Raw genomic sequence first — 13,366 nt, forward strand, 5'->3', positions numbered from 1 at the left:
TGACGATGGCAGCCTTCCAGCACGTTCTGGCAACAACTCCGCTGCCCGCCGACCTGCGCGGCGGCGTCGTGGCGATCGGCAATTTCGATGGTGTCCATCGTGGCCATCAGGCGGTGCTCGAGCGGGCATTGACCGAGGCCGGGCGGCGTGATGTGCCGGCCCTGGTGCTGACGTTCGAACCGCATCCGCGCAAGATATTCAGGCCTGATATACCCTTGTTCGTGCTGACGCCGCCGCCCATGAAGGCGCGCCTCCTGTCGCTACTGGGTTTTGCCGCGCTCGTCGAACAGCCGTTCACGCGCGACTTCGCCTCGCTGTCGGCGGAAGCGTTCGTGACCGATGTGCTGGAAAAGAACCTTGGCATTACCCACGCCGTGACCGGGTTCGATTTCCATTTCGGCAAGGATCGTCAAGGCGGTCCGGCCTACCTGATGGCGGCCGGTGAGCGTCACGGCTTCGGCGTCACGCTCGTCGACGCCTTCCGTGACGAGGGCGCCGAGGTGGTCTCATCCAGCCGCATCCGCGGGTTGCTGAGCGGGGGCGAGGTGGCCGAGGCCGCTGGACTGCTCGGCTATCGCTTCACCGTCGAAAGCGAGGTGGTCGGCGGACAGCAGCTCGGCCGCACGCTTGGCTTTCCCACCGCGAATATGAGGCTTTCAGCCGAAGCCGCTCTGAAGGAGGGCATCTATGCCGTCCGCTTTCGCCGCGCCGACGGCACACTTCACGACGGTGTCGCCAGCTTCGGCCGTCGCCCGACGGTCGACGACAACGGCGCGCAGCTGCTGGAAACCTTCGTCTTCGATTTCTTCGGCGACCTCTATGGCGAGATCTGCCAGGTCTCCTTCTTCGGTTTCCTGCGCCCGGAGGTGAAGTTCGAAGGGCTCGATGCGCTGGTCGCGCAGATGAAGCGCGATGAAGCCGAGGCACGCGCGCTGCTTGCCGGCGTCAAGCCGCTCTCCGACCTCGACGCGGCCATGGCTTTTTGAGCCAGGCGTGATCCCGGCTACTTCTTCAGTGCCAAACCAACGGCGATGAAGGTCCAGCCCTGGAAGATCAGGTCGATCGCCAGGAACAGCCCGAGCACCCACAGGCTGTTGACCGGCCAGCCCATGGCGATGACCAGGCCGGCAAGCGCGCTGATGACACCGGCCGCGACGACCCAGCCCCAGCCGCGCTGCGGCCGGTGGCTGTAGCCGACCCAAGCCCTGAGCACGCCTGACGCGACCAGCGCGATCGCCAGCAGGAACGTCAGTACCGCCGAGGCAAGCAGCGGGTTGTCGAAAGCGAAGAAGCCGGCGACGGCGTAGAGCAATCCGCTGAGCAGCCAGTAGAAGAAGCGGCCCCAGGTCTTGACGCCGAACGCATGCACGATCTCGATGATGCCCGCCATCAGCATCAGCCATCCCACGACATAGACCGAGGCCACCGTGGCGATGAACAGATTGCCGAAGGCAATTCCGCCGAAGATGAGCAGCAGTACGCCGAGCGCGACAAACCACCCCCATTTTGTCCGTGTCTGTTCGATCGCGATTTTCAAGGCGTCGCCATGCAGGGTCATTGTCGCGGTCTCCACCAAGGGCTGCGGGTACGGGCGGACGTTAGTCCCGGCGCCGGTCAACGTCCAGTCGATGGCCGGCAGTGGGGGATCCCCTGCAAACCACGAGCGGATGTGTCGGATTTTAAATCAAATTTTACCAAATGGCCGTCAAAGCTGGCATCGGTAACCGTGTGTGTTGTGTTAGTGGAGTGGCCATGAGTCCGGTCGGAAAAATCTCTCTGGTGTTGGCCGCTGCGCTGCTGGGTGGCGCGGGCGCTGCCAATGCGGGCGAGGGCAGTTGGCTGTCCGGCGACTGGTATCTGACCGTTGGCGCCACCGGCATGGTGGCGCCGAATTTCGAGGGCGGCAAGAAGTACCTGCTCAGCGCTTCACCGATCATTTCGTTGGGCAAGGCCGGACCGGCGGCACGCTTCTCCTCGCGCAACGACAACATCTCGCTGGCACTGGTCGACGATGACGGTGTCCGCGCCGGCCTGACCGGCAAGTTCCTGTTTTCCCGCGACGACGGCAACGCCGATGAGCTGAAGGGCCTCGATCCGGTGCGCTGGGGCGGCGAAGTCGGCGGCTTCTTCGAATTCTATCCGACGGATTGGCTGCGTGCCCGCGCCGAGCTGCGCCACGGCATCCGTGCCCACAACGGTTTTGTCGCCGACATCGCCGCCGACGCCTTCTACGATGTGACGCCAACCGTGCGGATTTCGGGCGGGCCGCGCGTGTCGTTCGCCTCGGCTGGTTATTTTGACGCCTATTATGGCGTCGACGCGCAGGAAGCCGTGGCCTCGGGCCTGAGCGAATATCACCCCGGTGGCGGCCTGAAATCGACCGGCGTCGGTGGCGCCATAACCTGGAAGGTGACCGAGCCGATGACCGCCAGCCTGTTTGGCGAATATTCCCGCCTGATGGGACCGGCGGCCGATTCCAGCCTGGTCAGGGAACGCGGCGACCGCAATCAGTTCATGATCGGCGTGTCGACCACATATCGCTTCGACTTCACGATGTAAGTGAATCGAACGAGACGCTTTATTCCTGCGCTCATCTCCGCTAAAAGCCGGGGCATGATGAGCTTTTCGCGCCTTTGCAGGCCGACGATACGAATTATGAGCCCGGTGTTCCGGGCGGCCTGAGCGCCGCCGGAGCCGCCGGGAATTTTGGCGTGCGCCATCTCGCGCTTTTTCCAGATCATAAGGCATGTCGCCCAAAAGTGGCCCCGGTTTTGGGAAACCGACATGCGCAAGAAGTAAAGTTCAACGCCCGAGCTCCTTTGCGGCCGGGCAATGCACATGGCAGACCAATGACCGATACCCCAATGACTGACACCAAAGAAACGATCGACTATTCCAAGACGCTTTATCTGCCGCAAACGGATTTTCCGATGCGCGCCGGTTTGCCCGAGAAGGAGCCGCTGCTGGTCAAGCGCTGGCAGGACATGGACCTCTACGCCAAGCTGCGCGAAAGTGCTGCCGGCCGCACGAAATACGTGCTGCATGACGGCCCGCCCTACGCCAACGGCAACATCCATATCGGCCATGCGCTGAACAAGATCCTCAAGGACGTCATCACCCGCTCGTTCCAGATGCGCGGTTATGACTCGAACTATGTGCCGGGCTGGGACTGCCATGGCCTGCCGATCGAATGGAAGATCGAGGAGCAGTACCGCGCCAAGGGCAAGAACAAGGACGAGGTGCCGGTCAACGAATTTCGCAAGGAATGCCGCGAGTTCGCCGCGCACTGGATCACGGTGCAGGGCGGCGAGTTCCAGCGGCTCGGCGTCATCGGCGACTTCAAGAATCCCTATACGACAATGGCTTTCCATGCCGAGGCGCGCATCGCCGGCGAGTTGTTGAAATTCGCCATGTCGGGCCAGCTCTATCGCGGCTCCAAGCCGGTGATGTGGAGCGTCGTCGAGCGCACGGCGCTGGCCGAAGCCGAGGTCGAGTACCAGGATTATGAATCCGACACGATCTGGGTGAAGTTTCCGGTCGCCAGCCTGGTCCGCCCCATCGATGATGGCGGGACCAAACTGACGGAGGGAGCCCTCGATCTGCTGCAGGCCCATGTCGTCATCTGGACGACGACGCCCTGGACGATCCCTGGCAACCGCGCCGTCAACTACTCGCCGCGCATCGCCTATGGCCTCTACGAGGTCACGGCGGCCGAGAACGCGTTCGGCCCGCAGCCGGGCGAAAAGCTGATCTTTGCCGACGCACTGGCCGAAGACTCCTCGGCCAAGGCCAAGGTCATCTTGAATCGTCTCCGCGGCGTTTCGGCGCAAGAGCTTGGAAGCCTTACGCTTTCGCATCCGTTCAAGGGCTTTGGCGGCGGTTACGAATTTGCCGTGCCGATGCTCGCTGGCGACCATGTCACCGACGACGCCGGCACCGGCTTCGTCCACACCGCACCGGGGCACGGCCGCGAGGACTTTGACGCCTGGATGGATGCGGCAACGGATTTGCGCGCACGTGGCATCGACAGCGCCATCCCGTTCACCGTCGACGATGGCGGCTTCTTCACCAAGGACGCGCCGGGTTTCGGCCCGGACCGCGAGGGCGGACCGGCGCGTGTCATCGATGACAACGGCAAGAAGGGCAACGCCAACCAGGCCGTCATCGACGAACTGATCAAGCGCAACGCGCTGTTCGCTCGTGGCCGGCTGAAGCACTCCTATCCGCACTCCTGGCGGTCGAAGAAGCCGATCATCTTCCGCAACACGCCGCAATGGTTCGTCTATATGGACAAGGACCTCGGCGACGGCTCGACGTTGCGCGGCCGTGCGCTGAAGGCAATCGACGACACTCGTTTCGTGCCGGCGGCGGGCCAGAACCGCATCCGCGCCATGATCGAGGAGCGCCCCGACTGGGTGCTGTCGCGTCAGCGCGCCTGGGGCGTGCCGATCGCCGTCTTCGCCGATGCCGACGGCAATGTGCTGAAGGACGAGGCGGTCAACCAGCGCATCATGGATGCCTTCGAGCAGGAGGGCGCCGACGCCTGGTTCGCCTCCGACGCCAAGGAGCGTTTCCTCGGCAATCACGATGCGTCCAAATGGAAGCAGGTGATGGACATCCTCGACGTCTGGTTTGATTCGGGCTCGACGCACGCCTTCACGCTGGAGGATCGTCCGGATCTGAAATGGCCGGCCGACGTCTATCTCGAAGGCTCCGACCAGCATCGCGGCTGGTTCCACTCTTCGCTGCTCGAAAGCTGCGGCACCAGGGGCAGGGCGCCTTATGACACAGTCGTCACCCATGGCTTCACCATGGACGAGGACGGCCGCAAGATGTCGAAGTCGCTTGGCAACACCGTGGTGCCGCAAGACGTCATCAAGCAGTCGGGCGCCGACATACTGCGTCTGTGGGTGGTGACGACCGATTACTGGGAGGATCAGCGCCTCGGCAAGAACGTGCTGCAGACCAACATCGACGCCTACCGCAAGCTGCGCAACACCATCCGCTGGATGCTCGGCACGCTCGCCCATGACGACGGCGAAGAGGTGCCGCTGGAGAAAATGCCGGAGCTGGAGCGGCTGATGCTGCACCGGCTGGCCGAGCTGGATGAGGTCGTGCGCTCGGGCTACGACGCCTTCGAGTTCAAGCGCATCACCCGCATGCTGCTCGATTTCATGGTGGTCGAGCTGTCGGCCTTCTATTTCGACATCCGCAAGGACGCGCTCTATTGCGACGCGCCGTCGAGCGTGCAGCGCAAGGCTTCGGTGCAGGTCGTGCGTCATCTTTTCGACTGCCTGGTGAAATGGCTGGCACCAATGCTGCCTTTCACCATGGAAGAGGCCTGGCTCGACCGTCATCCGGACGCCGTCTCGGTGCATCTCGACCAGTTTCCGCAAATTCCGGCGGACTGGAAGAATGAGGCCCTGGCGGAAAAGTGGCGCAAGGTGCGGCAGGTGCGACGCGTCGTCACCGGCGCGCTGGAGATCGCGCGCGCCCAGAAGGTGATTGGGTCGTCGCTGGAAGCTGTGCCGGTCGTCACCATCAACGATGCGGCACTCGAAGCGGCGATATCGGATGTCGACATGGCCGAGATGGCGATCACCAGCGATCTGGTCATCGCTCATGGGCAAGCGCCCGCGGGTGCCTTCACGCTTGACGACGTCAGGGGTGTCGCCGTGGTGGTCGAAAAGGCCGAGGATCGCGGCCTGGTGAAATGCGCGCGGTCCTGGCGCTACACCGCCGATGTCGGCCAGGATCCGGAATTCCCCGACGTTTCGGCGCGCGATGCCGCGGTGCTGCACGAATTGAAGGCACTTGGCCGGCTTTAACAGGCTGGCCAGCCAGCTGGATCGGTGCACAAATGCCACGCCGGGCGGGCGAAAACCGCCCGCGCGTTGCCCTTAACGAGTGGTTGAGGTAAACACGCGAAACTCCGGAAGACAAATTGTCGCCGGATTTCCGTCGCAAGTGCTTGGACGATGGGGACCGGTCATAAGACCGGTGGCAATCGAGAGGCTGTCTACAGTGGGACTTTTTGGCATGACCGAGAGATATAACGCGCGCCTGGCGCTGCTGGCGCCGCTTGTCGCATCGGGCCTGGCTTTGTCCGGCTGCATGGGCTCTCCGACCTATGGTACCGACAAGACCGCCGGCGAACAGCTGGCCGGTGATATTTCCGGCGCGTTTTCGTTCGCGCCGAAGCGCAAGGAACAGATCGATTACAAGCCGCGTCCGACGCTGGTGAAGCCGGCGCCGGGCCAGAAGGAAGCGCTGCCGGCGCCGCAGGACAGCATCGAGACGGCAAGCGCCGAGTGGCCCGAATCGCCCGAGCAGCGCCGCGCCCGCCTGCGCGCGGACGCCACCGCCCATCAGAACGACCCGGCTTACCAGTCGGAAATCGTCGACGACGTGCAGACCGACCCGGCCTCGGTGAAGAAGGCGATGGCGGAGTCAGGCTCGAGCCATCCGCCGGCGTGGACGCCAGCCGATTCAGACAAGGGTCGCGCCGCCGAGATCCAGCGCCGGCTTGCCGATAGCAAGCAGGGCGACCCGAACACCCGCAAATATCTCAGCGAACCGCCGGTGCAGTATCGTGTCGCTGCCGGCACGGCGCCGCAGAACGAGCTTGGCGAGGACGAGTACAAGAAGGAACGCCGCCTGAAGAAAGAGGCGCAAGGCAAGAAGGGCAGCGGCTGGTTCGACTGGCTGCCGTCGCTCTAAAAACGGACGGTCTGCGTTTCGTTGCTTTGCGTTGACGGGCCTTGCGCCCGGTCAGCCGCGCCGTTCCTGGAAAAATCCTTTGAGCAACAGGACCGCCTCGGTCTCGCCCATGCCCGGATAGATGTCGGGCGTGTGATGGCAGGTTGGCGAGGCGAAGAAGCGCACGCCGTTGACCACCGCGCCGCCTTTGTCGTCGGCGGCGCCGAAATAAAGCCGGCGCAGCCGGGCGAAGGAAATAGCGCCGGCGCACATGACGCAAGGCTCCAGCGTCACATAGAGATCGTGCCCGGTCAGCCGCTCGGCCGACAGTTTGCGGCAGGCTTCGCGGATGACCAGCATCTCGGCATGCGCCGTCGGGTCGGCAAGTTCGCGTGTGCGGTTGCCGGCGCTGGCAACGACCGTGCCGCCGCTGGCGATGACGGCGCCGACCGGCACTTCGCCGCGCAAGGCCGCCGCCTCGGCCTCTTTCAGCGCCATCGCCATGAAATCCGGTCGCTTCACGCGGTTTCCATTCCGATTATCTCCTCGCCACCCCAGGCTTTTGGTTTTCGTTTGTCTTGCCGGAAAAACCGGTCTCCACTTTTCCCTGACAAACTCTGATGATCCTGTTATTGAGCGCATCAACCCGAAAGTCGGACTCGATTTTCGGAAATGATCATGCGCCAAATCAAAGTGCTACAGCGTTCGTTGCGCGCCCGAAAGGATGCGCCACGCTGTAGCAGCGCAAACGGACAAAGGCCACATGGACGACAACGACAAGAAATTCCGACCCAAGAAGGGTCCGGCCAGGAACGGTTCGAAAACGGCGGGACCGCGCAGCCGTGATAGCGCCGCCGGCAAGGGCGGCAAGCCGTCCTTTGGCGCCAAGAAACCTTACGCACCGCGCGGCGATCGCCCGATGGCCGCCGATGGCGAGCGGCCGAAGCGCGACTTCAAGAGCGGCGACAAGCCATTCAGCAAAGGCCCGCGTCCCGAAGGCAAACCTTTTGAGAAGCGTGAGGGGCCACGCAAGCCCTACGCACCGCGCGGCGACCGGCCGATGGCGGCCGAAGGCGAACGCAAGCCCTATGATAAGCGTGAGGGGCCACGCAAGCCCTATGCACCGCGCAGCGACCGTCCGACGACTGAGGGCGAGCGCAAGCCCTATGAAAAGCGCGAGGGGCCGCGCAAACCCTATGCACCGCGCAGCGACCGTCCGACGCCTGAGGGCGAGCGCAAGCCCTATGAAAAGCGCGAAGGCCCACGCAAGCCTTATGCGCCACGTGGCGACCGGCCGATGGCGGCGGAAGGCGAACGCAAGCCCTATGAAAAGCGCGAAGGGCCGCGCAAACCTTATGCACCGCGTGGCGACCGGCCGGCTGCGGCGGCAGAGGGCGGCGAAAAGCGCTTCGACCGTCCCAAGCGCGACTTCGGCGATCGTGCGCCGCGCGACTTCGCTGACCGTCCGAAGCGTGATTTCGCTGATCGTCCCAAGCGCGATTTCGGCGATCGTCCCAAGCGCGACTTCAGCGATCGGCCGCAAGGCGCGTCGGGCGGCAGCTTCAAGCCACGCCCGCGTCCCGCCGACGCTGCCGAAGAGGCAGGCGAACGTATCGCCAAGCGGCTGGCGCGCGCCGGCCTGGCCTCGCGCCGCGATGCCGAGGAGCTGATCGCCGCCGGTCGCGTCAAGGTCAATGGCCGCGCTTTGACCTCGCCGGCCTTCAACGTCATGCCTGATGACGTCATCCATCTCGACGGCATGGAAATCCCGCCGATCGAGCGCACCCGCCTGTTCCTGTTCCACAAGCCGGCAGGCGTGGTCACCACCAACCGCGATCCCGAGGGCCGCAAGACCGTCTTCGACGTGCTGCCGGCCGAGCTGCCGCGGCTGATGACCATCGGCCGGCTCGACATCAACACCGAAGGCCTGCTGCTGCTCACCAATGATGGCGGCCTGTCGCGCGTGCTCGAACTGCCGGCCACCGGCTGGCTGCGCCGCTACCGCGTGCGCGTCCACGGCAAGGTCGAGGAGAGCGCGCTTGCCGGCCTGCGTGAAGGCATTGCCGTCGACGGCGTCTTCTACGGTGCCATCGAAGCGACGCTCGACCGCGAGCAGGGCACCAATGCCTGGCTGACCATCGGCCTGCGCGAGGGCAAGAACCGCGAAGTCAGGAACATCCTGGGTTCACTTGGCCTCGATGTGACGCGGCTGATCCGCATCTCCTACGGGCCGTTCCAGCTCGATGACCTCGCCGAGGGCCATGTGCTGGAGATCAAGGGCCGGGTGTTGCGCGACCAGCTTGGCGAACGCCTGGTCGAGGAATCCGGCGCCAATTTCGACGCCGAGGTCACCAAGCCGTTTTCCAACAAGCCGGTGCGGCGTACTGAAGTTCGCGAGCCGGAGCCCGAACGGCCGAAATTCACCCGTGACGGCGAGCGCCGTCCGATCGGCGAGGGCGGGTTGATCAAGAACCGCAAACGCCGCGAAGGCAGCCGCGACGAGGCGCTGGGCAAACTGTCGACCAGTCCCGACAGAAGCGCAGGGTCCGAGAAGAGCTTTGGCGAGCGCGGTCCGCGGCCCGAACGCAGCTTTGGCGACAAGCCACGCGGCAATTTTGGCGACAAGCCTCGTGGTGCTTTTGGCGGCAAGCCCGGTGGCAAGAAGTCCGAGCGCGAGCAGCGGCCGATCGAGCCGCCCGGCCAGCGCAAGGCCAATGTCTGGATGGCGCCGGGCGCGCGGCCGATCGGCAAGGGCAGGGCTGAGGCCGACGCCGCCAAGGCGGCTGACGCCAAGGCGCGCAAGGCGTCATTCAAGCCGTCTTATGGCAAACCCGCCGGTGCAAAGCCATTCGGCAAGCCGAGAGGCGAGCGTCCGGGCGGTGCCGGTGGTGGCGAGCGGCCGCGCGGTGGTCCCAAAGGTCCCAGAACGAGATGAGGCCCAAAGCGAGATGAGAATCGTCGGCGGTGAGTTTCGCGGGCGTCCCTTGGCGACGCCCCGCTCGAGCGCCATCCGTCCGACGACCGATCGCACCCGCGAGGCCGTCTTCAACGTGCTGGCGCATCGCTTCGCGGAGCAACTGGACGGCGCGCGCGTGCTCGACCTGTTCGCCGGCACCGGCGCTCTCGGGCTCGAAGCGCTGTCGCGCGGTGCGTCCTACGGCGTCTTCATCGAGGAATCGGCCGAAGGCCGTGGCCTGATCCGCGACAATGTCGAAGCCTTCGGCCTGACCGGCCGCACCAAGATATTCCGCCGCGATGCCACAGGCCTTGGCGAAGCCGGCACACTGGCGCCGTTCGGCCTGGTCTTCGCCGACCCGCCCTACGGCAAGGGCCTTGGCGAGCGCGCCCTGCGGTCGGCCAAGGCCGGCGGCTGGCTTCGCCCCGGCGCGCTGTGCGTGGTCGAGGAGGCGGCGGTGGCGCCCTTCGAGCCAGGCCCCGGCTTTTCCGTGCTGGACGAGCGCAGTTACGGCGAGACGGTGATCCGCTTCATCGAAGCGGCCTGATACGTTTTGCTCCCGGCCTCTTTGCCGCCGCCTTTGCCGGCAACATGACCAACAATTCACTTTGCTTGTCGTCCAGACCCTGCCTATCGTCCTGTCGAGAAACCGGAGCCATTGATGACCTCTAAAGCTGAATGGCTGCGCGCAACGCTGATGGCGACGTCGCTGGCTTTCACGATCACCGGCCCGGCGCTCGCGGACAGTGCGCCGGACGCGTTCAAGGTCACGGATTTCCTGCTCGACAACGGTATGGAGGTGGTCGTCATTCCCGACCATCGCGCGCCGATCGTCACCCACATGGTGTGGTACAAGATCGGCAGCGCCGACGAGCCGCCGGGCAAATCCGGCATTGCCCATTTCTTCGAGCATCTGATGTTCAAGGCGACGACCCATCATGCGGCCGGCGAGTTCGATCGCGCCATCTCTGACATCGGCGGCTCCAACAACGCCTTCACCTCTTACGACTACACCGCTTTCCACGAGACGGTGGCGCCGTCGGCGCTCGAACTGATGATGAGCTTCGAGGCCGACCGCATGCGCAACCTCATCCTCACCGACGACGTCATCAAGACCGAGCGCGATGTCATCCTCGAGGAGCGCCGCTCGCGTATCGACAACAATCCGCAAGCCGTGCTGGACGAGGAGGTCGACGCCACGCTGTGGCAGAATCAGCCCTATCGCATTCCCGTCATCGGCTGGATGCAAGAGATGCAGCAGCTGAACCGCACCGACGCCACCGCCTTCTATGACAAATATTACCGGCCCAACAACGCCGTGCTGATCGTCGCCGGCGATGTCGAGCCGGACACGGTGCGGGCGCTGGCCGAGAAGACCTATGGCAAGGTGGCGCGCGGCCCCGATCTGCCGCCGCGCATCCGCCCATTGGAACCGGAGCAGAACACCAGGCGCACGGTGACGCTCGCCGATGCCCGCGTCAGCGTACCGAGTTTTTCGACGCAATGGGTGGTGCCATCCTATCATTCGGGCAAGCCGGGCGAGGCGGAAGCGCTCGACCTGCTGGCGGAAATCCTCGGCGGCGGCAATCGCAGCCGGCTCTACCAGGCGCTCGTCGTCCAGCAAGGCATTGCCTCCAACGCCGGCGCCTATTTCCAGGGCACCATGCTCGACGATACCAATTTCACCGTGTACGGCGCGCCGCGCGGCGATGCCAAGATCGCCGACGTCGAGGCGGCGGTCGATGCCGAGGTCGCGCGCATCGTCCGGGATGGTGTCACGCCATCGGAGCTGGAAAAGGCCAAGGACCGCTATGTCAGGTCGATGATCTTTGCCCGTGACAAGCAGGATTCCATGGCCAACATCTATGGCTCGACACTGGCCACCGGCGGCAATGTGCAGGACGTCCAGCAATGGCCGGACCGCATCCGCAAGGTCACCGCCGAAGAGGTCAAGGGCGTCGCCGCGCGCTATCTGGTGCTCGCCCGGTCGACGACCGGCTATCTCTTGCCGCAGCAACAGGCGGGGAATTGATTTGATGTCGAGATTGAGCGTTGGCGCTGCCCCTCACCTGCCTGCCGGCATCCTCTCCCCGTATAGTGACGGGGAGAAGGGCGCTGTCATCGCCGGTTTCGCCAATCACCAGCGTTGCAAGACGGGCGCCGAGGTTGCGGCCAGCCCCCTTCTCCCCGTCCCTGTACGGGGAGAAGTGCCCGGCAGGGCGATGAGGGGCGGCGCCGACGTCGACGAATGTTCGTCTCGAACACAGATTGAAAGTAATCATTTGTCTGAAGCCCAAAGGCGTGCGGTTGCCCCGCTGATCACCTTGCTCCTCTCCATCCTCTTCCTGATCCTGCCGGCACTCACCGCGCGCGCGATGGACATCCAGTCCGTCACCTCGCCAAAGGGCATCACCGCCTGGCTGGTCGAGGATTATTCTGTGCCGATCGTCGCCATCCGATTCGTCTTCGGCGGCGGCTCGACGCAGGATCCGCCGGGCAAGGAGGGGCTGGCCAACCTGATGACCGGCCTGTTCGACGAAGGCGCCGGGCCGCTGGACTCGGAAGACTTCCAGATCAAGCTCGACGATGCCAGTGCCGAGATGAGTTTCGAAGAGAGCCGCGACGGCATCTATGGCACGATGCGCATGCTGGCCGATCAGCGCGACGAGGCGTTCGACCTGCTGCGGCTGGCGGTCAACGAGCCGCGCTTCGACCAGTTGCCGATCGACCGCATCCGCGCCCAGATCCTGTCCGGCATCATCGCCGGCGAGAACGACCCCGACACGGTCGCGCAGAGCAAATGGGCGCGCGCACTCTACGGCGACCATCCCTATTCCCGCTCCGACCAGGGCACCAAGGAAAGCATCGCCACCATCACGCCGGATGATCTGAAAGCCTTGCACCGCGCGGTGTTCGCGCGCGGCGGGCTGCATGTCGCCGTGGTCGGCGCCATCGACCCCGAGACGCTGAAGAAGAAGCTCGACATGGTGTTCGGTAACCTGCCGCAAGACCAGGCGCTGAGGCCGGTGGCCGATATCGACCCCAAGCTGGCGCAGCATGTCGAGGTCGACTACGACCTGCCGCAGACCTCCCTGCAGCTCGCCTATCCCGGCGTAAAGCGCAGGGCGCCGGATTTCTTTCCGGCCGTGCTGATGAACGAGATCCTCGGCGGCGGCACCTTCACCTCGCGCCTGTTCCAGGAGGTGCGTGAAAAGCGCGGACTGGCTTACAGCGTCAACTCCTCGCTGATCAACCAGGACCACGCCAACGCACTGGTCATCAGCACCGGCACCCGGTCGGACCGCGCGGCCGAGACGCTGGGGATCGTCCGCGACGTCGTCAAGCAGCTGGCCGATGAAGGCCCGACCGAGGCGGAGCTGGCGGCGACCAAGAAATACATGATCGGCGCCTACGCCATCAACAATCTGGACTCGTCGAGCGCCATCGCCTCGACATTGGTCGAACTGCAGCTCGACGATCTCGGCATCGACTACATGCAGCGCCGGGCCGGCTACATCGACGCGGTGACGCTCGACCAGGTCAAGGCGGCGGCGAAGAAGCTGCTGACCACCGAGCCGACCATCATGGTCATCGGGCCGAAACTGGCCGGAGCCGGCAAGGGATGAGAGCCGGCACGCATTTCTCTTTTCCGAGCGCTGGCGCTGCCCCGGCTGGCCGCAACCTCGACGCCTATTCTGCAACGCTGGCGAT

Annotated in this window: 11 protein-coding genes; 8 read left to right on the plus strand and 3 right to left on the minus strand. The window is 64.6% G+C overall.

Features of this window, described 5'->3' with window-relative positions:
* Positions 1-5 precede the first annotated feature (5 nt).
* Positions 6-986, plus strand: a complete 981-nt coding sequence (locus NKG99_RS16185) for a bifunctional riboflavin kinase/FAD synthetase (protein ID WP_352869439.1) — start codon at positions 6-8, stop codon at positions 984-986.
* 17 nt (positions 987-1,003) lie between these two features.
* Here the strand turns inward: NKG99_RS16185 and NKG99_RS16190 are convergent, their stop codons facing one another.
* Positions 1,004-1,558, minus strand: coding sequence for an HdeD family acid-resistance protein (locus NKG99_RS16190; RefSeq protein WP_352869440.1), 555 nt, complete (start codon positions 1,556-1,558; stop codon positions 1,004-1,006).
* Positions 1,559-1,752: 194 nt separating this feature from the next.
* On the opposite strand from NKG99_RS16190, the gene NKG99_RS16195 reads away from it, so the two are divergent.
* Positions 1,753-2,559: a MipA/OmpV family protein gene (locus NKG99_RS16195; RefSeq protein ID WP_352869441.1), complete on the plus strand. Its 807-nt coding sequence runs from the start codon at positions 1,753-1,755 to the stop codon at positions 2,557-2,559.
* Here NKG99_RS16195 and NKG99_RS16200 read toward each other — a convergent pair.
* Complete coding sequence (locus NKG99_RS16200; RefSeq protein ID WP_352869443.1) at positions 2,508-2,741, minus strand: hypothetical protein; 234 nt, start codon at positions 2,739-2,741, stop codon at positions 2,508-2,510. The two genes, NKG99_RS16195 and NKG99_RS16200, sit on opposite strands and share 52 nt — an antisense overlap.
* A 123-nt stretch (positions 2,742-2,864) precedes the next feature.
* On the opposite strand from NKG99_RS16200, the gene ileS reads away from it, so the two are divergent.
* Both ileS and NKG99_RS16210 read left to right on the plus strand, forming a co-directional pair.
* Positions 2,865-5,828: an isoleucine--tRNA ligase gene (ileS, locus tag NKG99_RS16205; protein ID WP_352869445.1), complete on the plus strand. Its 2,964-nt coding sequence runs from the start codon at positions 2,865-2,867 to the stop codon at positions 5,826-5,828.
* Positions 5,829-6,039: 211 nt separating this feature from the next.
* The gene (locus NKG99_RS16210) at positions 6,040-6,720 is read left to right on the plus strand and encodes a hypothetical protein (protein ID WP_352869447.1); all 681 of its coding nucleotides are present in this window, start codon (positions 6,040-6,042) and stop codon (positions 6,718-6,720) included.
* 51 nt (positions 6,721-6,771) lie between these two features.
* Here the strand turns inward: NKG99_RS16210 and NKG99_RS16215 are convergent, their stop codons facing one another.
* A complete protein-coding gene (locus NKG99_RS16215; protein WP_352869448.1) occupies positions 6,772-7,221 on the minus strand; it encodes a nucleoside deaminase in 450 nt (149 codons plus the stop codon).
* Positions 7,222-7,462: 241 nt separating this feature from the next.
* Between NKG99_RS16215 and NKG99_RS16220 the strand changes: the two genes are divergently transcribed.
* The 4 genes from NKG99_RS16220 to NKG99_RS16235 all read left to right on the plus strand — a co-directional run bounded on the left by NKG99_RS16220 (position 7,463) and on the right by NKG99_RS16235 (position 13,281).
* Complete coding sequence (locus NKG99_RS16220; protein ID WP_352869450.1) at positions 7,463-9,634, plus strand: pseudouridine synthase; 2,172 nt, start codon at positions 7,463-7,465, stop codon at positions 9,632-9,634.
* Between the two features lie 13 nt (positions 9,635-9,647).
* Positions 9,648-10,202 carry a 16S rRNA (guanine(966)-N(2))-methyltransferase RsmD gene (gene rsmD / locus NKG99_RS16225; RefSeq protein WP_352869451.1) on the plus strand — a complete coding sequence of 185 codons (555 nt, stop codon included), beginning with the start codon at positions 9,648-9,650 and terminating at the stop codon, positions 10,200-10,202.
* Between the two features lie 114 nt (positions 10,203-10,316).
* Positions 10,317-11,687 (plus strand): M16 family metallopeptidase, encoded by a 1,371-nt coding sequence (locus NKG99_RS16230; protein ID WP_352869453.1) that lies wholly within the window; start codon positions 10,317-10,319, stop codon positions 11,685-11,687.
* A gap of 250 nt (positions 11,688-11,937) precedes the next feature.
* Positions 11,938-13,281, plus strand: a complete 1,344-nt coding sequence (locus NKG99_RS16235) for a M16 family metallopeptidase (RefSeq protein ID WP_352869454.1) — start codon at positions 11,938-11,940, stop codon at positions 13,279-13,281.
* The last annotated feature ends 85 nt before the right edge of the window (positions 13,282-13,366 follow it).

Source organism: Mesorhizobium sp. M1409 (assembly GCF_040317535.1).
In the GTDB taxonomy this organism is placed as follows: Bacteria; Pseudomonadota; Alphaproteobacteria; order Rhizobiales; family Rhizobiaceae; genus Mesorhizobium.

What these genes read in the sequence shown, in the direction of transcription:
- NKG99_RS16185 (WP_352869439.1), top strand. Translation starts at nt 6, where the DNA reads ATGGCAGCCTTCCAGCACGTTCTGGCAACAACTCCGCTGCCCGCCGAC.
- NKG99_RS16190 (WP_352869440.1), bottom strand. Translation starts at nt 1,558, where the DNA reads ATGACCCTGCATGGCGACGCCTTGAAAATCGCGATCGAACAGACACGG.
- NKG99_RS16195 (WP_352869441.1), top strand. Translation starts at nt 1,753, where the DNA reads ATGAGTCCGGTCGGAAAAATCTCTCTGGTGTTGGCCGCTGCGCTGCTG.
- NKG99_RS16200 (WP_352869443.1), bottom strand. Translation starts at nt 2,741, where the DNA reads ATGATCTGGAAAAAGCGCGAGATGGCGCACGCCAAAATTCCCGGCGGC.
- ileS (WP_352869445.1), top strand. Translation starts at nt 2,865, where the DNA reads ATGACTGACACCAAAGAAACGATCGACTATTCCAAGACGCTTTATCTG.
- NKG99_RS16210 (WP_352869447.1), top strand. Translation starts at nt 6,040, where the DNA reads ATGACCGAGAGATATAACGCGCGCCTGGCGCTGCTGGCGCCGCTTGTC.
- NKG99_RS16220 (WP_352869450.1), top strand. Translation starts at nt 7,463, where the DNA reads ATGGACGACAACGACAAGAAATTCCGACCCAAGAAGGGTCCGGCCAGG.
- rsmD (WP_352869451.1), top strand. Translation starts at nt 9,648, where the DNA reads ATGAGAATCGTCGGCGGTGAGTTTCGCGGGCGTCCCTTGGCGACGCCC.
- NKG99_RS16230 (WP_352869453.1), top strand. Translation starts at nt 10,317, where the DNA reads ATGACCTCTAAAGCTGAATGGCTGCGCGCAACGCTGATGGCGACGTCG.